General features: G+C 33.6%; 30 protein-coding genes. 22 read left to right on the top strand and 8 right to left on the bottom strand.

The window, feature by feature from the left end; translation table 11 throughout:
- Positions 1–660 precede the first annotated feature (660 nt).
- Positions 661–990 (bottom strand): hypothetical protein, encoded by a 330-nt coding sequence (locus AC106K_RS00350; RefSeq protein WP_104916162.1) that lies wholly within the window; start codon positions 988–990, stop codon positions 661–663.
- 653 nt (positions 991–1643) lie between these two features.
- Here AC106K_RS00350 and AC106K_RS00345 point away from each other — a divergent pair.
- Genes AC106K_RS00345 through AC106K_RS00335 form a run of 3 tightly spaced genes read left to right on the top strand, consistent with a single transcriptional unit; the run spans position 1644 to position 7574 of the window.
- Complete coding sequence (locus tag AC106K_RS00345) at positions 1644–2936, top strand: TlpA family protein disulfide reductase (RefSeq protein ID WP_104916161.1); 1293 nt, start codon at positions 1644–1646, stop codon at positions 2934–2936.
- Between the two features lie 53 nt (positions 2937–2989).
- Entirely contained in the window at positions 2990–6187 is a 3198-nt protein-coding gene (locus AC106K_RS00340; RefSeq protein WP_104916160.1) for a SusC/RagA family TonB-linked outer membrane protein, read from the top strand.
- Between the two features lie 43 nt (positions 6188–6230).
- On the top strand, positions 6231–7574 hold the full coding sequence (locus AC106K_RS00335; protein ID WP_313611484.1) for a RagB/SusD family nutrient uptake outer membrane protein: 1344 nt from the start codon (positions 6231–6233) through the stop codon (positions 7572–7574).
- 79 nt (positions 7575–7653) lie between these two features.
- On the opposite strand, the gene AC106K_RS00330 is transcribed toward AC106K_RS00335, so the two are convergent.
- The 4 genes from AC106K_RS00330 to AC106K_RS00315 all read right to left on the bottom strand — a co-directional run bounded on the left by AC106K_RS00330 (position 7654) and on the right by AC106K_RS00315 (position 9147).
- Positions 7654–7965 carry a hypothetical protein gene (locus AC106K_RS00330; protein WP_024566458.1) on the bottom strand — a complete coding sequence of 104 codons (312 nt, stop codon included), beginning with the start codon at positions 7963–7965 and terminating at the stop codon, positions 7654–7656.
- 286 nt (positions 7966–8251) lie between these two features.
- Entirely contained in the window at positions 8252–8686 is a 435-nt protein-coding gene (locus tag AC106K_RS00325; RefSeq protein WP_104916158.1) for a MauE/DoxX family redox-associated membrane protein, read from the bottom strand.
- A gap of 11 nt (positions 8687–8697) precedes the next feature.
- Complete coding sequence (locus AC106K_RS00320) at positions 8698–8862, bottom strand: hypothetical protein (RefSeq protein WP_155248867.1); 165 nt, start codon at positions 8860–8862, stop codon at positions 8698–8700.
- Positions 8863–8898: 36 nt separating this feature from the next.
- On the bottom strand, positions 8899–9147 hold the full coding sequence (locus AC106K_RS00315) for a hypothetical protein (protein ID WP_104916157.1): 249 nt from the start codon (positions 9145–9147) through the stop codon (positions 8899–8901).
- A 370-nt stretch (positions 9148–9517) separates the two neighbouring features.
- Between AC106K_RS00315 and AC106K_RS00310 the strand changes: the two genes are divergently transcribed.
- From AC106K_RS00310 to AC106K_RS00270, 9 genes are all read left to right on the top strand, one after another.
- Positions 9518–11134 carry a helix-turn-helix domain-containing protein gene (locus AC106K_RS00310; protein WP_482442789.1) on the top strand — a complete coding sequence of 539 codons (1617 nt, stop codon included), beginning with the start codon at positions 9518–9520 and terminating at the stop codon, positions 11132–11134.
- A gap of 46 nt (positions 11135–11180) precedes the next feature.
- Positions 11181–12026, top strand: a complete 846-nt coding sequence (locus tag AC106K_RS00305) for an RteC domain-containing protein (RefSeq protein WP_104916155.1) — start codon at positions 11181–11183, stop codon at positions 12024–12026.
- Between the two features lie 232 nt (positions 12027–12258).
- Positions 12259–12522, top strand: coding sequence for a helix-turn-helix domain-containing protein (locus AC106K_RS00300; RefSeq protein ID WP_104917225.1), 264 nt, complete (start codon positions 12259–12261; stop codon positions 12520–12522).
- A gap of 16 nt (positions 12523–12538) precedes the next feature.
- The gene (locus AC106K_RS00295) at positions 12539–13081 is read left to right on the top strand and encodes a hypothetical protein (RefSeq protein ID WP_104916154.1); all 543 of its coding nucleotides are present in this window, start codon (positions 12539–12541) and stop codon (positions 13079–13081) included.
- A gap of 31 nt (positions 13082–13112) precedes the next feature.
- A complete protein-coding gene (locus AC106K_RS00290) occupies positions 13113–13364 on the top strand; it encodes a DUF3853 family protein (RefSeq protein ID WP_104916153.1) in 252 nt (83 codons plus the stop codon).
- Positions 13365–13375: 11 nt separating this feature from the next.
- Positions 13376–14068 carry a hypothetical protein gene (locus AC106K_RS00285; protein WP_313611487.1) on the top strand — a complete coding sequence of 231 codons (693 nt, stop codon included), beginning with the start codon at positions 13376–13378 and terminating at the stop codon, positions 14066–14068.
- A gap of 56 nt (positions 14069–14124) precedes the next feature.
- Positions 14125–14331 carry a hypothetical protein gene (locus AC106K_RS00280; protein WP_078677469.1) on the top strand — a complete coding sequence of 69 codons (207 nt, stop codon included), beginning with the start codon at positions 14125–14127 and terminating at the stop codon, positions 14329–14331.
- Positions 14332–14390: 59 nt separating this feature from the next.
- The gene (locus tag AC106K_RS00275; protein ID WP_104916151.1) at positions 14391–15488 is read left to right on the top strand and encodes a hypothetical protein; all 1098 of its coding nucleotides are present in this window, start codon (positions 14391–14393) and stop codon (positions 15486–15488) included.
- A 419-nt stretch (positions 15489–15907) separates the two neighbouring features.
- The gene (locus AC106K_RS00270) at positions 15908–16747 is read left to right on the top strand and encodes a toprim domain-containing protein (protein ID WP_104917224.1); all 840 of its coding nucleotides are present in this window, start codon (positions 15908–15910) and stop codon (positions 16745–16747) included.
- Between the two features lie 70 nt (positions 16748–16817).
- On the opposite strand, the gene AC106K_RS00265 is transcribed toward AC106K_RS00270, so the two are convergent.
- A complete protein-coding gene (locus tag AC106K_RS00265; protein ID WP_104916150.1) occupies positions 16818–16994 on the bottom strand; it encodes a histone H1 in 177 nt (58 codons plus the stop codon).
- A gap of 594 nt (positions 16995–17588) precedes the next feature.
- On the opposite strand from AC106K_RS00265, the gene AC106K_RS00260 reads away from it, so the two are divergent.
- From AC106K_RS00260 to AC106K_RS00220, 9 genes are all read left to right on the top strand, one after another.
- Complete coding sequence (locus AC106K_RS00260) at positions 17589–17987, top strand: single-stranded DNA-binding protein (protein WP_104916148.1); 399 nt, start codon at positions 17589–17591, stop codon at positions 17985–17987.
- 33 nt (positions 17988–18020) lie between these two features.
- Complete coding sequence (locus tag AC106K_RS00255; protein ID WP_104916147.1) at positions 18021–18230, top strand: hypothetical protein; 210 nt, start codon at positions 18021–18023, stop codon at positions 18228–18230.
- Positions 18231–18232: 2 nt separating this feature from the next.
- Positions 18233–18430 (top strand): DNA-binding protein, encoded by a 198-nt coding sequence (locus AC106K_RS00250; RefSeq protein WP_078771549.1) that lies wholly within the window; start codon positions 18233–18235, stop codon positions 18428–18430.
- 26 nt (positions 18431–18456) lie between these two features.
- Positions 18457–18915: a hypothetical protein gene (locus tag AC106K_RS00245; protein WP_104916146.1), complete on the top strand. Its 459-nt coding sequence runs from the start codon at positions 18457–18459 to the stop codon at positions 18913–18915.
- Between the two features lie 6 nt (positions 18916–18921).
- Positions 18922–19482 carry a PRTRC system protein E gene (locus tag AC106K_RS00240; protein WP_104916145.1) on the top strand — a complete coding sequence of 187 codons (561 nt, stop codon included), beginning with the start codon at positions 18922–18924 and terminating at the stop codon, positions 19480–19482.
- 11 nt (positions 19483–19493) lie between these two features.
- The gene (locus AC106K_RS00235; protein ID WP_104916144.1) at positions 19494–19712 is read left to right on the top strand and encodes a PRTRC system protein C; all 219 of its coding nucleotides are present in this window, start codon (positions 19494–19496) and stop codon (positions 19710–19712) included.
- A 76-nt stretch (positions 19713–19788) separates the two neighbouring features.
- A complete protein-coding gene (locus AC106K_RS00230) occupies positions 19789–20964 on the top strand; it encodes a hypothetical protein (RefSeq protein WP_278379758.1) in 1176 nt (391 codons plus the stop codon).
- 38 nt (positions 20965–21002) lie between these two features.
- Entirely contained in the window at positions 21003–21743 is a 741-nt protein-coding gene (locus tag AC106K_RS00225) for a PRTRC system protein B (RefSeq protein WP_104916143.1), read from the top strand.
- Between the two features lie 9 nt (positions 21744–21752).
- Entirely contained in the window at positions 21753–22562 is an 810-nt protein-coding gene (locus tag AC106K_RS00220; protein WP_104917222.1) for a PRTRC system ThiF family protein, read from the top strand.
- A gap of 187 nt (positions 22563–22749) precedes the next feature.
- On the opposite strand, the gene AC106K_RS00215 is transcribed toward AC106K_RS00220, so the two are convergent.
- Together AC106K_RS00215 and AC106K_RS00210 are read right to left on the bottom strand one after the other, a co-directional pair.
- Entirely contained in the window at positions 22750–23223 is a 474-nt protein-coding gene (locus tag AC106K_RS00215; protein ID WP_104916142.1) for a PH domain-containing protein, read from the bottom strand.
- 206 nt (positions 23224–23429) lie between these two features.
- Positions 23430–24326, bottom strand: coding sequence for a phospholipase D-like domain-containing protein (locus AC106K_RS00210; RefSeq protein WP_185117410.1), 897 nt, complete (start codon positions 24324–24326; stop codon positions 23430–23432).
- A gap of 697 nt (positions 24327–25023) precedes the next feature.
- On the opposite strand from AC106K_RS00210, the gene AC106K_RS00205 reads away from it, so the two are divergent.
- Complete coding sequence (locus AC106K_RS00205) at positions 25024–25827, top strand: helix-turn-helix domain-containing protein (protein WP_104916141.1); 804 nt, start codon at positions 25024–25026, stop codon at positions 25825–25827.
- The last annotated feature ends 38 nt before the right edge of the window (positions 25828–25865 follow it).

Genomic DNA, 25865 nt, shown 5'->3' with positions numbered 1-25865 from the left:
TCCCTCTATGGGGAAAACCCCATTTTTCATATGGGGTTTTTACGGTAATTGATTTACCCTGACTGGTACAGTGTTTTCATAATAATTTAGTTTTTAAAATTTGTATTTCAGTTCTTAAGATTAAAACAAAGCTATAATAGCAAAGCGACAAAGGATGTCGTATTTTATTTTAATTCATACAAAATCATAAAATCCAGAATAAATAATAGAAGCAGGAACTTGGTACAATAGAAAAAGCTTTGGGCTATAGTCTATTGTTTAGGAGGTACTGCGAAGAACTCTGACCATCAGAAAAGCTCAGCCCGAATCCATATAACTCGAACCTTCTATCTATATAGAAAGATAACCTTAATGCATATAATTTCCATGCACTATTTCTTGAAGAAAATCATCAATAATGTTTTTTGTTTCTGAAAGGAATATTTTTTTTCTTCGAATTCTGACTTCTAAGCTCTTCTTATATTAGTCAGAGACTCCAATATATTAAATTCAGGCAAGCATTAAATATCTTTATCTCGTTAGTTTTGATTCAGAAGACTTATCTTTTTTCAGATAGTTGATATATAGAAAATATTTTATAGATGTATTTATAGGAATCTATAAAAAATTAAATCCTAACTTGCATCAGGATTCTGTTGGCCTAATTCAGAATAATAGGCTTCATTTCAATATATTATATTTTTCTCTTAAGATCTTTTTTTCTCTAATAGCAGAATCAATTTCAGCTTTAGACACTTTAGCAACTTGCTCAAATAATTCTTCAATACTAATATTAAAGTAATTAGCAATGATAAAAAGATTTTCAAGTGTTGTATTTGGTAATGCTTCTTCTCTTGCTGCATTCCAAGATTTAGAATACTTAATAAAAATATCGTTATTTAGGTATTGTTGAGTCATCGCTTTATTATCAATCTTTATTGCCACTCTCAATTTTTTGAAAGTGATTCCTACAGCTACTCTGTATCTAAAAGATTGTAGTTGATAATTCATTTTATAAAATAATTCATAAAAACTTGTATTCTCAACGACGTATATGTCGTTATTTTTATTATATTTGCATTATAAGTTACAATAACAGTAACTTTGCGATACTTCAACGATTAATAAATAGAAGCTATTGCTTAGATTCTTGTGCTAGAAAACTGGTAATTTTTAACATGCGAGATGATAAGTAATGAGGCTCACGACCTAGGCGTGGGTTTCTCTCTTGTCTGCATGTAAGGTATACCAGTGCCTCTAGTACGGATATTGTAGAGTTTCCCATGCCGTTTTTGTTTCCTATGCAGTCCACTCTCTACAATCCTCTAAGACGCTCCTACCGTAAAAGTATCATTGTGGACAGTTACAATGGGTGTACAACCATTGCGGGAGCAATCCTTATTTATGAAATCTTTCTTTTCATTCTTATCAACCAGATTTTTTGCATTTAGCGGGGAAATGTAGTTATGAGATATATTTTCCCTGCTTTTTCAAAATACAATTTCAACTGCCTATGAACATCATTTACTTAAGGAATTATTATGTCCTTAAGTCATTTATCCTAATCAAACCCTAAAAAAGCCCTTCCTGTGCTATAGTCCTCTCATTTACTTCAGCACATAGAAGAGCTGGTCATAATTATTATTAATAATCTAAGTAAAAGTATGAAAAATTTCTTTTGCAGGGAACGTGTGTCCCTTATTTTAGCCGTAACCATAGCTACTACAACATATTCACAAAAAAAATCTTTGAAAATAGGTGATGCTGTACCAAATTCTGTTTGGACAGCCCCAATGGAGGTTGTCAATCATTCACAGAAAACTATAAAATTATCCGAAGATAAAGATAAATTGATCTTACTTGACTTCTGGAATACATGGTGCAGTGCGTGCCTTACAGGTTTTCCTAAAATGGAAGAACTTCAAAAGAAGTTTAGTGGCAAGATAAAAATACTGGCTGTCAGCAATCAGGATAGAGCCACTCTGGAAAAATTCTTTGCCTCTAAAAACGGACAAAGGTATAAAGAGATACTTTCCGTAGCAGGAGATAAAATTCTGCATTCTCAATTTCCTCATAAAGGAGTCCCCTATATTATATGGATTAAGGACGGAAAACTCCTTAATACCACTGATGGGGCTCAGGTAAATGAAAATACCATAAATGAAGTATTAAAAGGAAAAAGTTCCAGTCTTCAGACCGTTGTATACATGAGTAGGGAAAGACCTTTAATGTTATCAGAAAGTTTCGATCAGGAGAAAGGGACCAGCCTTACAAATTATTCACTTCTTTCAAAAGGAAGGATAAGAAGTATAAGTTTCGGTTCAGGCTTCCATAGAAAAGGAAATATTGTATATGGCCGTCAGTTTACCAATCTCTCCTTACTTGAGATCTTTACCGCTATTACCGATGAAATCTTTCAACAACGTAAAGAATCTTTTAGTAATAAAAGAATAGTTATGGAAGTGAAGAATCCTACTGCACTGGATTATATAAAGAATTCAGAAGGACGTGTAGAGGATTATAACCTTTATAATTACGAATACATTGTTCCGGTATCACTATCCGATTCACTCTATCCGATGATGCTTAAAAATCTTAGCCAATTCGCAGATTATTCCGCCAGTATAGAAAAAAGAAAGGTGAAATGTCTGATTCTTAGAAGAACCTCACAAAAAGATAAGATTGCCACCAAAGGAGGTGAAATGAAATATAGATTTTCAACCTCTGAATCAGACTTACAAAATATTTCCATGTATGCTTTCGTCAACAGTATTAATGGAATTTCTGAAATAAAACTGCCCATTATAGACGAAACAGGATATACCGGAAATGTGGATTTAAAGTTATTGGGTATTTCAGATTCTGCTTCCTTAAGTAAGGAACTCTCAAAATATGATCTTGATCTCATTGAGGCTGACAGGGATATAGATGTACTTGTCATTAAGGACAAATCATAAAGAGACTACCCACTATTCTTTAGCCCTCAATAATAAAACTCTAATAATATACTATGAAAAAAATACTCATGCCATTGATACTATGCAGTAGTATATCACTTATGGCTCAACATACTATTTCCGGACAGGTACTTGATCAGTTGAGTCAGTCGCCACTAAGGAATGTTACCATAGCTCTAAAAAATAGCAGTACCGCAGTAATCACAGATAGTAATGGCTTTTTCGGGCTTCAGACAAAAGAAAACAAAATTGAGCTTGTGGCCTCAGTTCTGGGATATGAATCCAAGACTATAGAATTAAACCTTCCTCAAAGCATACCCGTAAAAATTATGCTAACAGCTAAGTTTACGGACATAGAAACTGTTAATATAGCCACCGGATATCAGAAAATTTCAAAGGAAAGAGCCACAGGATCTTATTCTCATGCAGATAACAAACTTTTAAACCAACAGGTTGGAACCAATGTTTTGGATCGTCTCTCCAATATGATAAGTGGAGTAACGATAGACAGGGGAACCTCAGGAACTGCGCAATTGATGATTCGGGGCATCAGTACAATCAATGGTCCTAAATCACCATTGGTTGTCGTGGATAACTTTCCCTATGAGGGAGACATTGGTAATATCAATCCCAATATGGTTGAAAGTATTACGGTACTAAAAGATGCATCTGCGGCAAGTATTTGGGGAGCGAGAGCTGCCAATGGGGTTATTGTCATTACAACAAAGAGTGGAAAACTCAGCCAGCCATTGTCACTAGAGTTCACGGCTAATACAAGCATAAGTCCAAAACCTGATTTCAATTACCTAAAGACCATTTCATCATCTGATTTTATAGATGTTGAAACGGAACTCTTTAAAAGAGGTTACTATGATAGTGATATTAACTTTTCATCACATCCGGCTTTATCTCCGGTGGTAGATCTACTGAATAAGCAGAAAAAGGGGCTTATGAGTGAGGAGGAAGTTAACCGTCAGATTGGGGCTTTAAGGAATATTGATGCCAAAGACCAGTACAGGCGGTATATGTATCTGCCCTCTGAAAAAAGGCAGTACTTTTTAAACATTGCAGGTGGTGCCCCAAAATTTTCATGGACATCCGGAATTGGTTATGATGATAACAAAGGAAATCTCGGAGAGAAATATACCAGAACCAACCTTCGCTTTCAGAATATATGGCGTCCAATAAAACAATTAACTGTAAATACCGGAATATATTATACAGATACCCGTACAGAAAGTGGGCGCATAAGCTATGGTGGGATTATAATGGCAAGAAACTCAGCAGTACCTTATATGCAGTTGGCAGACAGCGAAGGTAATCCGAGTATAGTGACAAAGGGCTATGATCAGAATTATAAAGATAGTTTTGGATTAGGAAAACTTTTAGATTGGAACTATTATCCACTTTTAGACTGGCAGAATGACCGTGCAAAGACTAATGGAACGGAAGTGATGATTAATGCTTCTGTTAATTATAAAATTATAAGAGGATTTGAAGCCGAATTTAAATACCAATATCAGAGACAGAATGATATTACGGAAAACCTTCATAATTCGCAAAGTTACTTTGCCAGAAATTATGTAAACAGTTTTGCGCAGGTGGATACCAACGGAAATACAAATTTCATTGTTCCAAAGGGCGGGATTTTAGACAAGTCAGGAGCATTAACTATTATCAATAATGTAAGAGGACAACTAAACTATACAGGTAAATGGCATAAACACGGAGTCACAGCAATTGCAGGAGCAGAGAGCCGTGATGCGGTAAGAAGCTACGAATATAACCGTTACTATGGGTATAATGAAAATAGTATGGCTTCCAGTAGTGTTGATTATACCCGGCAGTATACACTTCTTCCTACGGGTAATATGGAATTTATCCAGAGAGGGCAATCCCTTGGAAAGAGAACAACTCGTTTTGTTTCTTTGTTTGCAAATGCTGCCTATACTTTTGATAACAAGTATACTATTTCGGGAAGCTTTCGCAGGGATGCCAGTAATTTGTTTGGGTTAAATACCAATGACCAGTGGAACCCCTTTTGGTCAGTGGGAACGCTATGGGAAATTTCCAAAGAGAATTTTTATCACGTAGAATGGCTTCCTTATTTAAAATTGAGAGCATCTTATGGGTTTAATGGAAATATAGATCCAGCAATGGTCGCTGTAAGTACCATCGCTTTTGATACGGATAAATCCCGTTATACCGGAACATCAGTGGCTCGTTTTGACAATTATTTTAATCCAAGGCTGCGTTGGGAAACTTCCAGAATGATTAATGCAGGTGTAGATTTCTCTTCTCGAAACAGCAGAATAAGTGGCTCTGTTGAGTATTTTACCAAAAAAGGAACCAACCTTTTTGGCCCCAGACAAATGGATTACACAACAGGTATAGACTATATGCTTTCCAATGTAGCAGAGACAAGCGGACATGGAATAGACGTTGAACTAAAGACCATGAATATTGACAGAGTAGTAAAATGGAATACTATTCTAAACTTCAGTACTTACAGGGATAAAGTCACAAAATATTATCTGGCAGATCCTCTGGCAAGTCAATTCATAGGGAATGGCTCTTCTGTACCCATATCAGGAGTAGAGGGATTACCTGTCTATTCCATATTTGCGTATAAATGGGCTGGATTAGATCCTAAAACCGGAGACCCGCAAGGGTATCTTAACGGACAGGTTAGTAAGGATTATTCTCAAATGGTAGGTGTAGGTACTTCAGTTCAGGATTTAGAGTTCTACGGCTCAGCGGTTCCTACAGTCTATGGCTCATTTGTGAACTCCTTTAGCTATAAAAACTTTAGTATGGATATAGGTATTTCTTACAAGTTTGGATACTGGTTTAGAAGAAATTCAATAAACTATACCAACTTATTTACCAGTTGGTCGGGGCATAGTGATTATGCCTTCAGGTGGCAAAAAGAGGGTGATGAAGCCTTTACCAATGTTCCATCCAATAATTATCAGAGTGATGCAAACAGGGATGCATTCTATAGCGGATCAAGCGTACTTGTTGAAAAAGGAGACCATATAAGATTACAATATATCAACCTCACATATACTTTTGATAAGACTCTTTTTGGGTCTTCTGTTTTTGAAAACTTGAGTGCATTTGTGAACCTAAGCAATCTGGGTATTTTATGGAGGGCTAATAAAAGCGGAATAGATCCGGATTATAACCTTGGTGTTAACGGACTGAGACCTCCCGCTGTTTATACTATAGGGCTTCGTGCCAAATTCTAACCTGATTATTTCAATACTATATTATTATGTTATGAAAGAAACATTGAAAAAAATATTAAGATTTTTATCTGTATTAGTAGTGTTAACGAGTTGTAGCAGATTTTTAGATGAAAAGTCTGACTCACAGTTGGCTACTCCCCAAACCCTTGAAGATAATCAGGCATTATTGGATAGAATAACAGATGTACTAGGAGATTTTGCTTCCAGCGGGATGACCTCCTCTGATGAATTTTATTTATCAGATAGCGATTATAATGCTTTGGAATATAATGAGGATAAAAGATTGTATACGTGGCAGCCTGATTATGTGTCAACCAATCAAGGGGTAGGAAATGACTGGTATTCTTGTTACAAGGCTATTTATGTAAGTAATGCAGTGCTTGACAATCTGGAAACCTATCATATTTCAGGAGCTGAGAATGTAAAAGGTCAGGCATTAGCACTGCGTGCCATACGCTATCTGGATGCTGCGCAGATATGGTGTGTGGCTTATAATGAGGCAACAGCAGGACAGGATTTAGGTTTACCACTCCGGTTAGATTCTGATATGAACCAAACTTCGGTAAGGTCTTCGGTTAAACAGACTTATGATCAGATTTTAAAGGATTTAATTCAGGCAGTGGAATTACTGCCTGTAAAGCAGGTCGCTGCCAGCAGACCCTCAAAGATTACGGCACTTGGGTATCTAGCCAGAACCTATTTATTTATAGGAGACTATGAAAAAGCTTTACAATATGCATCGCAGGCATTAGAGCTGCAAAATACTTTAATGGATTTTAATAAACTGAAATCATCAGATACTTATCCTATTAAGGATATGAATTCTGAGGTTCTATTAAGAACAACGATGCGTATTTCAGGACCTGTACGTTTTGCTGTAGCTAAGGTTCCATTAAATCTATTTCAATTATATCATGAAAATGATCTTAGAAAACTGATTTACTTTAGGGTAAACCCTAATGGGGATATTATATTTAAAGGAAACTATACAGGAGGTTCTTCAGGGAAAATGACCAGTGTTGCAGTGGATGAGTTATATTTGATAGCAGCAGAATCTTACGTTCAGACTGGTGATGTTACCAAATCTATGAAAATGCTTAATGATCTTCTAATCACCAGATGGAAAGCTGAAACATTTATCCCTTTTATGGCTAATTCCAAAGAAGAGGCATTACAGCTTATTAGGAAAGAAAGACAAAAGGAACTATTGTTCAGAGGAATTCGTTGGTCGGATTTAAAAAGATACAACCGTGATGGAGCTAATATTACCTTAACAAGAACTATTGAAAATAAACAATATTCTTTGCCTCCTAATGATCCTCGCTATGCTGTAGCTATTTCTGAGGAAATTATTAAATTGTCGGGGATGCCTCAGAATCACAGATGAAATAATGAATTGTGATTATATATAATAGACTTACTTGAAAAAATTAAAGGTTGGCAATTTTGCCAACCTTTGTTATAAATTAAGGTCTACGATCCATACTGATCGAAAGTACCTGAGCATTTGTCTTACCGGAAAGTACGGCATTTATAGAAGAACCATCAGGAACTATTATTTTACAGGGTCTTTCTCCTTCAGTTTCACAACCTGGAAGGTCTGTAGCTTGCCAATGGCTTGGATCAGCAAATGCACCAGCTGAAGTTAAAGAGCTGTTATAAAAATAGGTTACAGGAGCTGCTTTCTTTTCAGCCAATTTGAATGACATTGTAGTTCCAGCAAAGATGATGGCAGCAATAGCTAAAGCATTAGTTTTAAAAAATTGGTTAATTTTCATAATTCAGGTCTTTTTTTCGATCAAAAAAGATTACCATAAAAACTTTAGAAATTTGTCTGCTAAGCAATGAGATAACAAATTAGATATATCCTTTGTATCTATAGGCTATAAGTAAACCTTGCTACACCAAATTTTATTTATTCCTCAAACTTTTCAAACAAATTGTGGTTAATAAATACATTTAAGTTTTAGGTTTAAACAGTTTTCGACTGCCTAATTTTAAGGTTAAACAATAAATTTAAGGACACATATAAATTCTTACCGTAACTCTTATCATAGAAGAGTTTCAATAAGATTTTAAATTATTTTTATTTATTACCAGTAGGGCGGCACTGGCTAAAATTACGCTCGCAATATTAAAATATAGGTGCTCTGTCCATCCCATTTTTTCTAAAATTCCCCCGCAGGAACAAGGAATGTGTTCTTTAAAATTTAAGATTACAAATATGTAACAGGTAAAGACTGTCATTAATACGAGGCTAAATACTAAACCGGTTTTTCTGGTTCTTCGGTAGCACAGTAGCCCGACAATTAGTAATTCCAGTATAATTATAGCATATGAAATAATAGCAGCATAGTTATGAAATGAAAATGCTTGCTCTAATTGCATCTGGAATTTAGAAAAATCCATGAGCTTACTCATAGCGGCATAAATAAACAGCGATATGAAAAAAAAAGTCGTAAACTGTACAAGTATTGTTTTGATTTTATTTGTTTCCATTATCGAAAAAATTATCCTTTTTTAACTAAAATCCATTTTACATTCTTACCGCAATATGGTGGCATTATTTCACCTTTTGAGACATAAACGATTGTGCTGATTTTTCCTTCAGTTTCCCATTCCCCGCTAACTGTGCATTTTTTTCCGGTGCTCAATGATATTTCTTTGTTTTCCACTCCTATGCTATTAAAGATTAAATACATTTATATGTATTATCTTACTGTATCGTTTTTACCCCTCCAATGCTGCTTGTCTCGTTTAGGCTCTTCTTTATTGTTTGCTGCCAGATTCTGATCTATTTTTTGCGAAGTGTGGTTATGGGTCCCAGTTGATACTTTATCGCTTTGTATTTTTATACTCTTTTCTTTCTGTTGTGGATTATTCAAATCCAAAACATCTCTTTCACAGGAGAACATAAATAATACAGAAGCTAAACTTAAAATGGAGATATACTTTTTCATGATTATTAACGATGGTTTTAAAAGTTATCCCGGCCGGTTTTATTATTAGAATTCTGAGGTCTAAATTAGAATGGCTAAGTGGTTGAAAAAAGCAATAGTGGGTAGAATTGATCAATTATTCCGTAAGAATTGATCAATTCTACCCATGATTTTAAACTATATGTGTTTGAAAATCAGTATTTAATTTATGTTTGTCTATTTTTAAGTTAGAAATAAGTCTCCAATTAATGATTTTAATTAAATTAGTGTACGTTTTTTTGATATGTCTACTAATAATAAAATATTATTGCTGATTTTTAATTGTTTTTTGCTGTTAATACAAGGGCAAAAACACATTGAAAAACCTCAGATAGAATCTTATAAGAAAATTTTGGGTTTAATAGATGCTTACTCTGAAAACGATGAAAGGGCTTTGGTATTTGTGAGAATGTATATTGATAAAGCAAGGAAAGAAGATAATTATGAAGAGTTAATTTGGGGATATGAAGAGGCGATTTACTATAGTAAAGACATTCATGATAAGCTCATTTATGCAGATAGTGCTATTATAGCCGCTAAAAAATACAATAATCCGAACCAAATTTCCAGGGCCTACCTGGGTAAAGGAATTATTTATTATTATAACAAAAGGCATTACAAACCTGCTCTTGAGCAGTATTTACTGGCTTTTCAGTTTTCAAAGGACTCGAAGGATAATTATCTTAAAAACAAAATTATTTATCATTTGGGAATGGTGAAAAGCTATTTAGGCTATTATAAAGAGGCAGCTGAACTCTTTGAAATATCTGCCCGATATTTTGAAAAAGAAATGATGAAAAACGTTCATCATAATCTTAAGCTTAATAATGAATCCGGATATTTCAATAGTATTTACCGCTTAAGCAGCTGTTATAAAAACCTACAGTTATTCTATAAGGAAGACTCTCTTATTAATATTGGTTTGGAAAGATTGTATGATACTAAACAGTTACCTTTAGAGTATGGTCTTTTTCAAAAAGGTAAAGGAATACAGCTTTTAAGAGAAAATAAATTAGCTGAATCATTAAAGTACTTAAAGCTTTCTGAGAAGATCCTAAGTCATAATCAGGATTTCGCATCGTTAATCACAGTTTATTTTTATATAGGAAAAGTTTATTGGTTAAAAGAGGAGAGAGCAGAATCATTACTTTACTTAAATAAAGTTGATTCTCTGGTGAATCGATTCCGGGTTATTACCCCTGAAATCAAAGCCAATTATGAATATTTAATTCATGACGCCAAGCAAAGCAGAAACTCCCCAAAACAATTGTACTATACTAATCAATTATTGAAGGCGGATTCCATTATTAATACTGATTTTGCAATGCTTTCTTCAAAAATTCACCGTGAATATGATACAGATACTTTATTGAAAGAAAAATATTGTCTGGAAAGAAAACAAAATATTGGTGTTATCATATTTTGCTTCTCTGTCATTTCTGGTTCGATCATATTGTATTTTTTAATTATAAGATTTCGAAAGAAAGAGAATGAACTTAATAAAAAGTATCAGGAATTACTAGATAGATTCAATAATTCCTTTGTATATGAACCTTTTGACAGATCTTTACCCGTTTCTTTAACTGAAAAAGTTGGTTACAGTTTAGAACTCATAGAAGAGGTCAGATTAAAACTAAAAAATTTTGAAAGTAGTAAAAAGTTTCTCCAAAGCAATTTGACACTACCGATTGTTGCTAAAATGATTGGCAGTAACCGAAGTCACTTATCATATGTTCTCAACGAACACCATCATCTTACATTTACTGCGTATCTAAAAACTTTACGTATTACCTACATTACCAATCTTTTGCTTGAAGATTCCAAATATCTTAATTACAGTATTGATGGGTTGACTCAAATGTGTGGAATGGCCAACCGACAGGTTTTTTCCAAGCATTTTATGGAGATCAATGGTATGAGACCTATTGACTTTATTAGGAAGAGAAAAGAGGAATTAAAGAAACTTTAAGATTTATTTTAAGCCGATTTTTACGTCACAATTAAAAAAATAACGTATGAATCGACAAAATTTCAGAAAAAAAATTGATGAGCTTTGGCAAAAATTACAAGCAACTGTAGATCAAATTAATAGAAGGAGTAATAATATTGTTCTTAAGTGTGAAGAAATCCTTATGGAGACAGATACGGTCATTCGAGAGCTAAAGAATCTTCTGAAACAATATCGTTTTTCGGATTGGAGTGATGAGATCCATTTTTTTAAAAATACTAAACCACAATTTACGGCAGTATATATTTACTATTCTAAAGTCCTGGCAATAGAAGCCTCAAAACCTTATGCTGATCCTCATGCATTAAAATCATATTACGATAACGAAAGATCTAATCTTTTGTATTTCTATAACGAGCAAAAAGAATTCATCAGTTATTATCGCCGAAAATCAACTTATTTGGATAAAAAATATTTTGTTCGCTTTAAATTTGACTTTAAATTAAAGCTAAGTCCTGAGCTTTACAGCTATGATGAGGAGTTTTCTACTTCACATGATCACATTGTTTCTCAGATTCTTGCCAACGACCTTTTAGATTATTATTTGACAAATAAAATTAATGCAGAGGGGAGTGATGAAAAATCAATCAGCGAAATTAGAAATCTTGAATGGACGGCTCCTAAAGTTGCGCTTATAGAGTTGTTATATGCTCTTCACCAGACGAGATGTTTTAATGGGGGGCATTCTGATTTAGCAGAACTTTTCCGTTGGGCTGAGCACTCATTAAATATTAATTTGGGAAATTATCACAAAACTTTAGGAGAGATACGATTACGAAAATCTGAAAGAACCAAATTTTTGATATTACTGAAGAATAATTTAGAGCAATATTTGGATAATTTGGATATTTAAAAATATTTCAGTATCCATTTTAGATTTTTTTATAGATCTAAAGGGTAAATCATGAAATTGTTGCTTAGTATTTTGATAGTTTTCCTGATTTCATAGATAATACCAATTGTCTTTCTCTTGAATCCCTTTATTCATAATGTATGGTATAAAATCTTTCGGTAGTATCGAAGAACTACCGAAAGAAATTCTGCCTGATTCCGAAAATTTGCCTCATAAAATAATTTTTGAAATCATGGCAATATCAATCATCACCAAAGAAGACCTTCAGCAGTTTAAAATAGAACTGCTGGAAGGTATTAAAGAACTGCTTCAGATAAGAACAACAGAGCAGAAACTATGGCTTCGGACTGCTGAAGTTAAAAAGTTGCTTAATATTTCTTCAGGCACATTGCAGAATCTCAGGGTTAACGGAACCCTTTCTTATACGAAGATAGGGGGACTCTTGTATTATAATTACAAAGATATTGAGAAGCTACTTATGGATTCTAAAAAATAACAGATAAAAGGCAATCATGAACCAAACTAAAGATATTATCAATTTTTTTGAGCATGTCATTAAGGACAATAGGTTATATCCTTCTCACATCAGTATATATGTTGCACTTTTTCAGTGTTGGAGTAAAAACAGGTTTCAGACTCCTTTTCGTATTTGCCGTTCGGAGGTCATGAAATTAGGTAAGATAAAATCTTTTGGAACTTACCACAGGTGTATCAAAGAACTACATTTGGCAGGATTCATTGTTTATTCTCCCAGTTATGACGCTTATAAGGGAAGTCTTGTTGAGATTATTGATTTTGACAATCCTGAAATTTTTTCAAATACAGCATTTTGCGAGCAAGAACTATCGATACAAAAGGAAAATCACTTTTGTATACCGGAATTCTGTGAGGTAGAGTTGTATTTTAAAGAACGTGATTTACTTTCCTCCCAGGCAAATGAGTTCTATTCCTTTTACGATTCTCGGGATTGGAAATTAAGTGGAGGAAAATTAATGAACAGCTGGCAGGCTGCTGCAAGGAACTGGATTGCTAAAGAGGGAAGGCAAGGGAGCTAAAATTTAAGATTTTCAGTAAAAGAAAAAGAGAATGAAAAAGATAGATCCACAAACACCTATTTGGAAACTGACGGTTGAGGAATTTTTGGAAATAGCTAAAAGTCTTGGCTTAGAGAGTAAATACGAATACGGACTGAAAGGATTGGCAAAAATTCTTGGATGTTCTGTATCAAAAGCTTCTGAAATAAAATCTTCAGGAATTCTGGATGAAGCTATTATTCAAAAGGGGAAGATTATCATTATTGATAAGCAAAAAGTATTGGAGCTTTTAGCCGGGAAGTAATGGTGTATTATTTGGAGCTCATACAAAGGTTTTGGGAATTTGGTCCAAAAGCAAGGCTCAGTACTACTGCTACTGTTGTGTATCTCTATCTTCTTAAGCAAGCAAGTGATAATAACGGATACGATGTCGTCATTTCCGATGTAATGCTGAGTGAAAGATTGGGTTTAACGAGAAAAACGTTAAAACCTGCTAAAGAAGCGCTACGGAATTTAGGATTAATTCAGTATGAAAATAGAAAAGGACTTTCCTGTTCTTACAGAATCGTACTAGATTATCCTTTACAAGTCCCCGGTCAAGAAAAAGTTCAACAGAAAGGAAAGAACATCCAGGCTCCAATCGTGGAAAAAAGTGAGAATTCCCCTCTGGCAGAGCCATCTAAAATACCTATTCCCAAAACTACAGAGCAAAAAGAGAGTACACTTCTTTACAATAGTGCCCTTAAGCCTTTTAAAACAACCAAGGGACCTTCTTTGGAAGAATTTATGGCGTATGCACATACATTAGATGCTTACGAAGCTTCTATGGATTCAGATATTGAGGATAAATACGCTTTATGGGCGGGTAATGGCTGGCGAAATAATTTGGGGAAACCCATAACCAACTGGAAATCCTCATTGAAAAATATTTTACCCTATATGAAAAACAAAACTGATAACGGACTGTTTTCCATAGAGTCAATACCTAATATTAAACACCCAAAGTAACTCTTAAACAGTAAAATTACAAATGTTTATCTATTAAAATTTAAAAAAATAATAAAATGAAATTATCAGATTTAAAACTCGGGCAAAAAGTAAGTATAAATGGTATTCCTTCTGAGTATCAGGGAATCCGCAAAGTTAAAATTCCAAACTTCGGGAAAGTAGAAAAAAGAGTTTTCAGAGCAGATGAAACAGGAGAGTATATATATTATAATATCATTGATGGAACAAAAACACTCAAAAGTTTGGGTATTAAATTGTTATAGAACCCAATGAAAATAACGTTCTGCAAAGAAAACAACATTAATACACATAAATATAGATTATGGCTGTTTTGGAAAAAGATTTGAGGCTTGTCAGGAAGAAATTTGAAGATAAAGGCGAAAAAAATCCCGATAGAATACGCTTTGGAAATCATTTTGTAGACGATTTTATTTTTGAAGACCAGGAGGCTGCCGATATTCCTATTAATGCACTTCGTGTTATTTTTAATATTATTTCGATTATCAGTAGTGAACAGTTCCGCCCTGAAGACCGCCCGAAGCAGCTTTCTCTGTTTGACGAAGAGTTTGAAACTGAAAATAATATTTTTGCATCTATTAAGATCAGGAATAATAAAATATCTCCAAGTGGCTCGACAAAACAAGTTATAGAAGCGTATGAGTTTTTGGCCCGATTTAAGATGGGCTGGTATAAATCACTAAACTCCGGGGGAAGGGAGATTAAAACCTTTGGAGGGCTTATTTCCACACCAAGTTATGACCAGCGTGGATATACAAGCTTTCTGATCAGCAGCTACTGGCTAAAAAAGCTGATGATTATTCCTGAGTATAACTATATCCTTTATAATCTGGTTTATAATATCAGAAACAACAAACATATTATTTTTGCCATCTGGCTTTCAAAGCTTCCTGAAGGAGGGACAATGATGAAACTTTCTTCACTGAATAAAAAGTTTGGACTGAACTATAAAAGTGCTAATGATTTTTGTTTCAAGTTTCTCAAAACTGCAAAAATAAATTTCAACAAATACAATAACCTTTCATTCAACTATCATTATAAAGAGGATTCTATTTTCATTCATCCTTTTTATATTAGAATGATAACTGATAAAGATATACTGGAGAATACACCAGAAAAGTCAAAAATTACAAGAAGGTTATATTATTTCAGAAAAAGATATGGTTTACAGGAGCAAGAAATGCTTCAGTTTTCCTATCAGTACAAGATGATACCACAAACCCGTAAGCTCATAGAAAAGGCTTTCAGTGAATTCATAAGAATTAACAGACTGAAAGGGATACAATCTACACATTTTCAGGGAGTGGCTTTTTTGAGCAAAATACAGGAACATATTATACAATTATATGGAGAAACGAAGATGGCGGAAATACTGCCAAACGGTTATCCTGTTATTCTCTGATTTCGGAATTGCACTCATCCGTATTTCGGATTTGTACTCATTCGGAATTCGGAATTGTACTCGCTGAAGTTAAGAAAATGTTAAAATTTAGATTTTGATAAGGCTGATTTCGGAATTGCACTCATGTAGGTATTGTAAATCCTATAAAAATTGTAGATAAGGTAAAAATAGCAGAAGAAAACAAAATCAGATTCGGAATTGTACTCATCTGGTAAAAGCAGTTTTTTCGGAATTGCACTCATTTTTGTTTCGGAATTGTACTCATGGGGTATTCGGAATTGTACTCATTCCGGATTGAAGATGGATGCTTTGTTATAGGGCAGTGTGGCTAATCACTAAAAGTATATTAAAAGTAATTAAAAGTCTTTTTTTATTTAAAAGGAAAAGAGACAGGAAAATTTGCTTTGAAAAAAGAAAAAATGAACTGTGAAGAAATAAAAAAGAATATCGGAATCAAAAGGGTTTTGGAATCCTTCAATTTGTTTCCGACAAAAGAAAACCTTCGAATAGCTTTCTATTTTGCATTGGATCGGGAAGAAAAAACGCCCAGTCTTTCTGTCGATTTTATGAAAAATAGAGCATTTGACTTTGGAACAGGGAAGAGCTATGATGTAATCTCAATTGTCCAGGCTATTAATAAATGCTCAGTGTCTGATGCCTTAAAATATCTTGAAAGGCTGGATTTTACACAGTGTAAAATTGAAGAGAAAGAAAAAGAAACTCAGGGGACAAGGACTTATGAGATCTCTAAAATGCGAGAGATTATTCACCCCGCTTTAGTCAGGTATTTGAAAGAGAGAAAAGTTTATGAGCAGAAACACTTAGTAAAGGAAATTCATTTTCGGTTAAAATCGAAAAATTATTTTGCAGTCGGTTTTACCAATGATTCCGGAGGGGTTGAAATCAGAAATCAGTACTTTAAAATCTGCTTAGGGGATAAAGATATAACACTGATTAAGAATAACGCTAATGATATTGCTGTATTTGAAGGCTTCTTTGATTTTCTGACCTATATGAATATGAAAAATAGAGACAGTCATCTTTCAGATTATCTTATCTTAAATTCTACGGCAATGCTTTTTAAAATTGAAAAAAAATTAAGTGAGTATCATAAAATTTCACTTTTCCTTGATAATGACGCTAACGGAAAACAGATCACGGAAAAAATAATAATGAAATATGAAAATGCAGAAGACTGTTCTCTAATTTACAGAGATTTTAAGGATCTTAATGAATGGTTTTGTCAAAGAAAATATTGAATCATTCATTTAAGAATACCCAAGTGTATATCAAAAATAAAGCTCCCGAATTTTTTTCGGGAGCTTTTAACTATTTCTTAGTTTCTTCAATAGAAATTTTTCTAAAATCCTTTAAAAGCTTGCTTAATTCCAAGGCTGCTTTTCTAGCCCTCATTCCGGCTGCCTTATTTCCTTTTTCAGACTGAAGACCTGAATCCGCTTTAAAAGTTTCGAATTCTGCATTAATTTTTTCTAATAGTTCTTTCATAAAAGATCGTTTTTTAAGCCTGCAAATTTAAAATAATAGATTTTATAGGCAAGTATTATTTTAAAATCGTTTACAGAATATCTTTTCCGAAGTAAAAACCCTATTTCAAAATTAATTTATAGGAATGGGCGGTATTTATTAATGATTTTCCTTATTTCCGGATGACACCACGCTGCTCAATTTAAGTTTTGCCTGAGATTCAGGGCTTTTTTACTATTGCAAATGTAGTACAGTGTCAGGCACTCAAAAAAATCTTTTTGGGTTTCTACAAAAATTCTTTCCGTTTCACTCCAATAATTTTTCCAGACACTCCTAAATCCTGCGGACAAAAAGATTTAGGAGCCTCCATTTCAATGCTTTCAATTTCGGTTTTAAGTGCCTGATACTATACTATGATCATGGGCAAAGAAAAAAGCCGGAACCTCAGTTAAACCAATCAATTAGATGGCAGACGTTCTTTGACATCAACGGAGAAATAAATAAAAACAAGGATAAATACTGCCTTTTCTATTTAGAATAAAGAATTAGAAAAGCCAAGTTTCCTCGATACCCAATCAATTAACCTAGAAATCTCAACAATTAAAACAAAATATTATGAACACAATTATTGGTAGAATTACCAAAAACGCAGAAATCAACACATTGAAAAACGACAGACAGGTTGTGAACTTTTCAGTAGCCATCAATGACAGCTACAGGACCAAACAGGGAGAGCGCAGGGATCTAACTACCTATTATAGTTGTTCCTACTGGGTAAGCTCAAATGTAGCCAAAATCCTTACTAAAGGGACATTGGTAGAGTTATCAGGAAGAATAAGCTCAAGTGCGTGGATAGGCAAAGACGGAGAAATCCGTTCAGGGCTGAATTTTCATACATCAACAATTAAGCTTCATAGCAGTGGAAAAAATTCTGAAAGTGAGCCGAAACAAAATACAGGGGAGGAAACAATCCATCCTTTTGCAGGCGATACAGATGATGATCTACCATTTTAATGTTTACCTCAATATTAATTAAAAAAAGCATTTATGGAATCACAATATAATTTTCAAATGAAATCCCGTAGTGACCGAAAAGAATGGGAGCAGGTAAAAGTATACCTAGAAATCCATTGTGACAGGACAACAGCGGTATATTATGCAAGAAGCTTATCAAAGAAATTCGACATGGAAATAAGAATGACACAGGGAACTGATCCCTTCAAAAGTAGCGGAACATACATCTATGAAAAATCCTGATTATGAAAACACCATCAAGAACCGAAGCTAATAAGTTAGCAAAGGCATATAGTAATAATAAAGATTACATGGGTATGCCTGTGTATATCATTTATTGTAGCAGGTCAGAAAATTACTATGTAGATACTAATGGCTTAATACGGCTTTGGGAAATTCTCATAGGCTACTATATCAATGGAGTTTTTACTCCTGAAAAATAATCACTCATAATATAAAAAAATAAAAAATGAAACGATCAGATAAACCAACATCATATTTAATGATAAAAGCCAACACCAACAGCGAATGGGACTGTTGTGATTTTGCCATCATTGCTCTTTCTGAGGACTGGAAACAAGAACAACAAAAACGGATTGATAAAATTAAACCCTTTTCTAAAGACTATATGCTTCTTTCGATGATGTACTCGGATGCATCTATTACATTTTATAAAGATGATGATAAGATATGCCCCGATTCCACAGAGTTATTGGAGGGTAGAATATGGTCTTTTGTGAAACTGGACGAAGAAGCACTTGCAGAATTATCAATACCTGAAAACAAGCTTACTTCCCATACACTCCACATATTTAAAAGTGGATATGCCTTGTATCAGGCTTATGGTAAACACATGTGTGAAGATTTCTGGACAGAAGATTTTCCACTCGAAGAACTTATAAAATACTCTATCACACTTACAAATTAATAAGTTATGCAAACCAATTTTTTCAGACAACTTACAAAATTAAACCTTGTTGGAGATTTAAAATTGATACTCCGACAGTCAAGTGAAAACAGTTTTGTCCTTTCTGTACTGCTCAATAATGAGCAGTGCGGTGACGAAGCTAGTAAGGCCATTCCTCCTTTTAATTTAAGGGGAACAGCAGAAGAATTAGACAACGGCTTTTTTGACAGTGTTGCCACACCATTGCAATCCGCTTCAGGATTAATGGTAGAGATGGAAAATTTTATGAAGCAGTTAGAAGAAGCCAGAAAAAGATCTGCAATGGAAAAAGAAAAGACAGAGCAGGAAAAGAAGGAAAAAGAAGCCAAAGAGAAAAAATATAAGGAAGCTTTACAGAAAGCCGAAAATCTTGAAAAAGAGGGGAAATATAAAGAAGCGTGGTCAGCACTGCCAAAAGCTTCTGAATGTCCCAATTACGCAGAAATTATTCGTAAGAAACAGGATGAGTATGAACGGCATTTTGCGCCAAGTCTGTTTCATACAGAAAGTGTGGGAAATACTGAACAAGAATCAAGTTGTCAACTCTAAAATCAACAATTATGTTATTAGCAACCCAATTACAAAGAATCTTTATCCTCATAGATAACGGACAGGAGATTCGATTAACAGACCCTGAACCTAAATGGAGCGTGGAAGTTGTCATGAACTTTTATGCAAATACCTATCCAATATTAACTACATCAAAGGTATCAGCACCAAAAATCAAAGATGATGTGGTGGAATACCGATTTGAAAGTGTGATGGGGACGAAAGGATAAAAAATCATCATAAGAGGTAATTAGTCCCATTATTGGTGTTAATCGCCATTAATCAATAATCAATAACAAAATAAAGATGAATGAAACGAAAAATAATATCGGGAATTATTCTGCCACCCGCAGAAAAAAAGCAAAAACAACTACACCGACAATTCATGGAATTTGTAGAATGGATGAAGTGGGAAAAAGACAGTTCGGAAATAAGGAAAGACAAGCGGAGATCGGTTCCGGTATCGGAACTTCCCATGCTTTTCTGAAAACCTGTTTTATGCCCAAACTAAAGGAAGATAAAATATTTTCTTTGGAAGACAAACTGCATATAACTAAAATAGAAAGGGGTTTTTATAAATCCCTTTCTCTATTAACTAAGCATTACGGTATTAGTCCATTGTCTACACATGATTTTAATTATCCTTATAATATCAGCCTTTGTCTTTGGGATATTCAAAAGCAGTTGAAAAGTAAAGTCCAAAATTGTGAAAATTTCCGCTTGATAGAAAAAGAGGATGAAATTTTTTTTGTGGCTGAGGAGCGTTATAACACGGGAGCAACACTTTATTACATTCCTGTTATACCACTTTACCAGATGCTTAGAAATAAGAATAGAAAGAAAACAGGGCTTCTACTCTTATCAGTTTGCACCTATCTCTATAAAATAGCTGATATTCCATACTATAGACAGGAAGATTCTTATCTCTATTGGATATACGAAATGCTTACAGAGTGGCTTGAACAGGATGAAGAAGTGGATGATAATCATATCAGTAAAAAAGAGCTTCAAAAAGCTGAGATTATTGGGGATATTATGGAACAAAAGATAGCCTGCAAAGAAAATCTACTCTTTTTTGAAGAGCGTTTGAAGAAGTTTAAGCCGAAAGACAATTTTGACAAAGAATGCTTTCTACTGGCTGAAAAAACCTTTAAACTTTACGGAGAATATGCTGAAGCAAGTGTTTTTAGAAATACGTATTATAATAATGTGGTAAGACCTGGAGAATCTGACGAAGATGAGTATTATAATGAGGATACGGTCATTACAATGGATAAATACATTTCTTTTTTTGCAGAGAGTGATGGGCTTATTTATGACAATCTTATGGATTGTGTTAATAACGAATTTAATGAATACGGGGAAGCGCAGGAACCGATGATTTTTAAAACTTTTGACGGAAGCAATGTCACGGATGAAAATCTTGATTTTGAGAGTAGGTTATTTGGAATTTTAAATGAATTATGCAGACTGCTTAACTAACCTATTATATTGAATAAATAATAAATCACAGAAAAGCTATGAGAAATACTATAAATGAAAACAAGGAAATTGATATTACCCGTAATTTTGGTACGTTATATCATCCTAAATCGGCATTACTGATCTATCAGACAGAAGGACATCATTCCGATATGTATGTAGAGCATTTTGATATTGATAGTAATGGAAATCCTATAAATGCCCACCCCTTAACCGTAAGGGAAGCACAACGACTAGCTAAAACACTTACCATCCATAATAAAAAAGACAAAGATTTTTTAAAACCAAGTGGTATTATTTCTCCAAATGTACTTTTTATTGATGGCTCTGAAAACGGAAAGGTAATTTGGTACACTAAAGCACAGGAAAGACAAATGTTCTTTACCGAAAGATTGTCTATCCCAAATGGAATAGCAAAAGTACCTGCATTACTGTGGTGTGCCAATAAGCAGACTATAAAAATATTTGCACTTAAAACCGACAAACGTCCCACTGAAAAAACAGCACTTTTCCACGCTCCGTTTTTTAATGTGTATGAAACAGGTAGTGTATGCATGGGATCAGTTGATATTAATATTAAAAATTCTGCTTCGCTGGAAGAGTTTATGAAGAAATGGGAAGAATATTTTTTCAATTCTTATTTCAGCCACCTGATTGGAAGTCATAATCCAGTAAAAGGGAACTGTGTGAACCTGTGGGAAAAGCAGATGAAAACAAAAGAAATTTTTCCGATGGAAATATTAATCAATTCAAATATAACCTTAAAACACCTAATCTAAATAATAATGATAGCTATAGAAAAATTAAAAGTTCATTTTACGGAGGAAAGCCTTATATATCCGACCAATCCTGTAACGGTAAATCTTATAGGAGCAGGAGGTACTGGCTCAAAAATGCTGATAGCATTAATGGAAATGAACCATTCTTTAATTGAATTGGGGCACGCAGGACTACAGGTACGGTTGTGGGATGATGATATTGTAACGCATGCAAATGAGGGAAGACAACGTTTTGCGCAGTGTGAAGTAGGACTATCAAAAGCAGTAGCCCTCATAAACAGAGCAAATCGTTGGTCGGGTACGAATTGGAAGGCAGAAGTCAGAAAGTTTGAGAGAGATTCTTTAGGCAGGATTCAGGAGAATATGCAGTCCTCAATTTATATATCATGTACTGATAGTGTAAAATCCCGATTTGACATTGCCGATATTTTGGATGAATTAAAAGGAAGGAGAGGAATGTACAGAAATAGTCCAAAATATTGGATTGACACAGGTAATAACTTAAATTCAGGTCAGGCATTGCTTGCCACGATTGGTGATATTTCCCAACCTGATTCTGAAAAATACGAAACAGTATCACATCTGCCGTATGTTACACAGGAATTTGAAGAACTATTACGTCAGTCAGAAACAGGGGAGGATATACCAAGTTGTTCCCTTGCAGAAGCACTAGAGAAGCAGGATTTGTTTATCAACTCAACTCTGGCACAAATGGGTAGTTCCCTGCTTTGGAATTTATTCCGAAATGGGTTAACTGAAAATAGGGGATTTTTCCTAAATCTTAAGAACTTTCATTCCCAACCTATAAAGGTTGCATAATTTCTGCCGTCTGAAAAATATCAGGCGGCAAAAATGCATTTCCTCCCTTTGGTCGGAAACACATTTTTGCGAAAAGCGGAGCAACCTTATTATAAAAGCATACCCGTGCTTTGGCTTTCAATGCTTTTTAAAAAAGGTTGCGGGATTGATTTATAATGATTAATTGCAAATTAGTAAACTATTTTTTTTAATTTGCATGTTTTTGCGAATAGGTTAAAACGCTTCTTAGCTCCATTGGATTTTCAATAGAATACAAGTGGGTTACGCCTCCGGTAGTTACAATTAAAGATCCGAAATTCAGCATTTTTCCTAAAAAACTTTGATTTACCCACATTCCTTCAAGTTTATTTAATGAAATATCGGAAAATGTCTTTCCTAATATACCTGTGGAAAGTGTAAGATAATTGTCCGTAACATAAATTTTTGTGTTTTTATTCCGGATTACTTTAATAATACCTTTAATGAAAAGAAAGATAAGAAATAAGGAAATAATGCCCATAAATCCGAACATAAATGCATATCCGAGCAATAGAAAATAGAGAACACCTATAGAACCGATTGCTATAAAGATAATAGGAATAACATAAGAAAACCAATGGATTTTGGCTTCATATTTTAAAGGTTCGGAAGATGTTTTAAAATTTGTATGTAAGTCTTCCATAATCAATTATTTATAATCCCAATTTAGTGAAAAATAACGAAATTAACTAAAGAAATGTCTGAAATTTAATTAAAAAAATAGAGTAATAAAAAATGCACTTTCTTGCTTTGGTCGAAAACGTATTTTTTTGAAAATCGGAGCAACCCCATTGAAAAACAATCTGGTGCTATTGCCTTGTGTTTTTTAAAAGAGGTTGCGGGTTTATTTTATTTTTTCTTTAGTTCTTTAAAACATTTAAGGCAGGCAGGCCTATTAAAATTTGTATTATTTTCTTTCCCACACGAAATACAAAATTTTTCTTTATAAAAAGGATCTTCATACACTGACCAGATTTTATAGCAATCCCAGCATAAGGGTTTTTCCAAATCTAGTTTTATAGAGGTCCTGCATCTAATACAGTATCCTTTACTGTGAATAATTTTATTTTGCTTATCGACATTTTTGGATTGGTATTCCTCTCTTGATTTTCTTTGATCTTTTAAAGCGCTATTTACATACTTTTCATTTGTGAAATCTGATAACTTCCTTTTGTTAACCTGTCCAAATTTTATTAAATCATCGATATAGTTTAATTCTTCTTCTGAGCCCACATAGTTTTTTACAAATATTGATTTCTTTTCATATTTAGGTCTTTTAACAAAAATTGTATAACCTTCCTCTTCAACAATACTAAAGCACTTTTTGACTGCGGATTCAAAAAATGGATTCTGGTTGATGGATATTAGTTTTTTTTCGGAATAGACACCAAATTCAATATTATTTATAAAAGAGTAATCTATTAAATTCATAGACGTTACCACCGACTTATTTTCATTTCCATAATACTTTGCATGTAGTTTAGGTATATAAACTATTGTAATATTGGGGAATTGCATAAAATAATCAAAATCTTCTTTTTTAAAACTTTTGCTTACATCATTTTCATTTTTCCCAAAACCTATGATGATATGGACACTGGAATTATTTAAATGCGTTTTGAAAACCTCATTTTTAAAATATGGATCTAATTGAATAAATGGTGATAGAATTAAGAGATATTTTTCGGAGTTATAAATGGTATCATATATTTTTTCACTTAACTCTTTTCCGGTTAAAAAATTCATTTTAATGTTTTTGTGATTTTTAAGATATAAAACATTTTTTTAGGAAACACATGTTTATATCAATATGGGTACTAAAGATAATACTTTAAATTTTAAATTGCTATATGAATTGTTGAAAATTGTGGATGAAAATCATCTAATATGATGAAAAATACCCACCTAATCATAATACCTGAGTGAAATAGTAACAAGTTATCTTTTTATTGAGACAAGGCTCAAGTTCATGTAAGTCCTGTGTAATTATTACCTATGTTTTCATCTGGTCTGTATAAAACTTAGCCACCTTACTATAATACCTGCGAGCAATAGTAGCAGGTCACAGGCTTATCTGAGCAAAATTGATACAAGTCAGTATACCACTTTCCTAATATTTTTTTTCAAGCGCAAAGTATATAAGTTTGATTGTGAAGGCTTGTATGTTATTGTATTAAATCTTTTTTGACAGTTCCAAAAAATATGGACGTTTTTACGAATCATCCTAAGTTTCTCGCAAAAAAATCATTGGATATTTTACATTGTTTAAAGTCGTATCAAAAATTTCAAATCAGCAATGAATACTATCCTTCATTGGTAATTTTGCGCCTTTTTCATATTTTCGATAAAGTTGCTAACCAACCAATTTTTATAAGGCTGGATTATGCAAGTTATGAAAGAAATTATAATTAATTTTAGAAAGAAAATTTAATAGGTTAATTAATTGAAAGATTCCATTATTGTAAAAAATAAAATAGAAAGTGATGAACTGATAAAAGTATCACCATTTAGGAAGGAAATTAGGAAAACCCTACCTCATAAACATGGTAATTATTTTGAGATTATCTATTTACGTGAAGGAAAAGGTACACATACTATTGATTATGCTCAATATCCGATTGAAACGCCAACAATTTTCTTTGTACGAAGAGAACAGGTTCATCATTGGAATATAGAATCTCTACCTGAAGGTTATGTACTTTTATTGAAAAAAGGCTTTCTCGAAAAGTCAGTGGATAACGAACTGAAAAACCTGTTATCCAAATTAAGTTCTATTAGCTGCTTATATCTACACGAATCCGATAAAATTGAAACTTTTTTTCAATTACTTATTTCAGAAAATGATTTTACAGTAACAGAAGGAATATTAAAAGCACTGTTGGCTAAAATCATTAGCATTGCACACCCATTCTCCGCGAGTAAAGATAAAAAAAGTAGCATTATCATGCAGTTTAGGGAGTTACTTAATAACTCAGATGATCTAAAAAATAATGTGGCTTATTATGCGGAGAAGCTAAATACTACACCACAAAATCTAAACACCATTTCAAGAAAAACATTTAACCTTTCTGCATCAGAAATTATAGCAGAGCATATCATTTGCGAGGCAAAAAGACTGTTGCTTTATACCGGATGCAATGTATCTGAAGTAGCCTATCATCTGAACTTTAATGACACCTCTCATTTTGCAAAATATTTCAAACGCCATACGGGCGTTACACCTCAAACCTTTCGCAAGGAACAATAAAAGCAATAGTATTTTTCAAATATACCGTAATCCATAAG

Source organism: Chryseobacterium sp. FR048 (genome assembly GCF_056844665.1).
This window is presented reverse-complemented; position numbering and strand designations above follow the sequence as displayed.

Coding starts and splice junctions, on each gene's coding strand:
- AC106K_RS00230 (WP_278379758.1), top strand. CDS start 19,789: ATGAATGAAACGAAAAATAATATCGGGAATTATTCTGCCACCCGCAGA.
- AC106K_RS00255 (WP_104916147.1), top strand. CDS start 18,021: ATGGAATCACAATATAATTTTCAAATGAAATCCCGTAGTGACCGAAAA.
- AC106K_RS00315 (WP_104916157.1), bottom strand. CDS start 9,147: ATGAAAAAGTATATCTCCATTTTAAGTTTAGCTTCTGTATTATTTATG.
- AC106K_RS00235 (WP_104916144.1), top strand. CDS start 19,494: ATGTTATTAGCAACCCAATTACAAAGAATCTTTATCCTCATAGATAAC.
- AC106K_RS00330 (WP_024566458.1), bottom strand. CDS start 7,965: ATGAAAATTAACCAATTTTTTAAAACTAATGCTTTAGCTATTGCTGCC.
- AC106K_RS00325 (WP_104916158.1), bottom strand. CDS start 8,686: ATGGAAACAAATAAAATCAAAACAATACTTGTACAGTTTACGACTTTT.
- AC106K_RS00340 (WP_104916160.1), top strand. CDS start 2,990: ATGAAAAAAATACTCATGCCATTGATACTATGCAGTAGTATATCACTT.
- AC106K_RS00245 (WP_104916146.1), top strand. CDS start 18,457: ATGAAACGATCAGATAAACCAACATCATATTTAATGATAAAAGCCAAC.
- AC106K_RS00260 (WP_104916148.1), top strand. CDS start 17,589: ATGAACACAATTATTGGTAGAATTACCAAAAACGCAGAAATCAACACA.
- AC106K_RS00265 (WP_104916150.1), bottom strand. CDS start 16,994: ATGAAAGAACTATTAGAAAAAATTAATGCAGAATTCGAAACTTTTAAA.
- AC106K_RS00350 (WP_104916162.1), bottom strand. CDS start 990: ATGAATTATCAACTACAATCTTTTAGATACAGAGTAGCTGTAGGAATC.
- AC106K_RS00300 (WP_104917225.1), top strand. CDS start 12,259: ATGGCAATATCAATCATCACCAAAGAAGACCTTCAGCAGTTTAAAATA.
- AC106K_RS00250 (WP_078771549.1), top strand. CDS start 18,233: ATGAAAACACCATCAAGAACCGAAGCTAATAAGTTAGCAAAGGCATAT.
- AC106K_RS00240 (WP_104916145.1), top strand. CDS start 18,922: ATGCAAACCAATTTTTTCAGACAACTTACAAAATTAAACCTTGTTGGA.
- AC106K_RS00215 (WP_104916142.1), bottom strand. CDS start 23,223: ATGGAAGACTTACATACAAATTTTAAAACATCTTCCGAACCTTTAAAA.
- AC106K_RS00280 (WP_078677469.1), top strand. CDS start 14,125: ATGAAATTATCAGATTTAAAACTCGGGCAAAAAGTAAGTATAAATGGT.
- AC106K_RS00305 (WP_104916155.1), top strand. CDS start 11,181: ATGAATCGACAAAATTTCAGAAAAAAAATTGATGAGCTTTGGCAAAAA.
- AC106K_RS00295 (WP_104916154.1), top strand. CDS start 12,539: ATGAACCAAACTAAAGATATTATCAATTTTTTTGAGCATGTCATTAAG.
- AC106K_RS00210 (WP_185117410.1), bottom strand. CDS start 24,326: ATGAATTTTTTAACCGGAAAAGAGTTAAGTGAAAAAATATATGATACC.
- AC106K_RS00275 (WP_104916151.1), top strand. CDS start 14,391: ATGGCTGTTTTGGAAAAAGATTTGAGGCTTGTCAGGAAGAAATTTGAA.
- AC106K_RS00290 (WP_104916153.1), top strand. CDS start 13,113: ATGAAAAAGATAGATCCACAAACACCTATTTGGAAACTGACGGTTGAG.
- AC106K_RS00225 (WP_104916143.1), top strand. CDS start 21,003: ATGAGAAATACTATAAATGAAAACAAGGAAATTGATATTACCCGTAAT.
- AC106K_RS00345 (WP_104916161.1), top strand. CDS start 1,644: ATGAAAAATTTCTTTTGCAGGGAACGTGTGTCCCTTATTTTAGCCGTA.
- AC106K_RS00270 (WP_104917224.1), top strand. CDS start 15,908: ATGAACTGTGAAGAAATAAAAAAGAATATCGGAATCAAAAGGGTTTTG.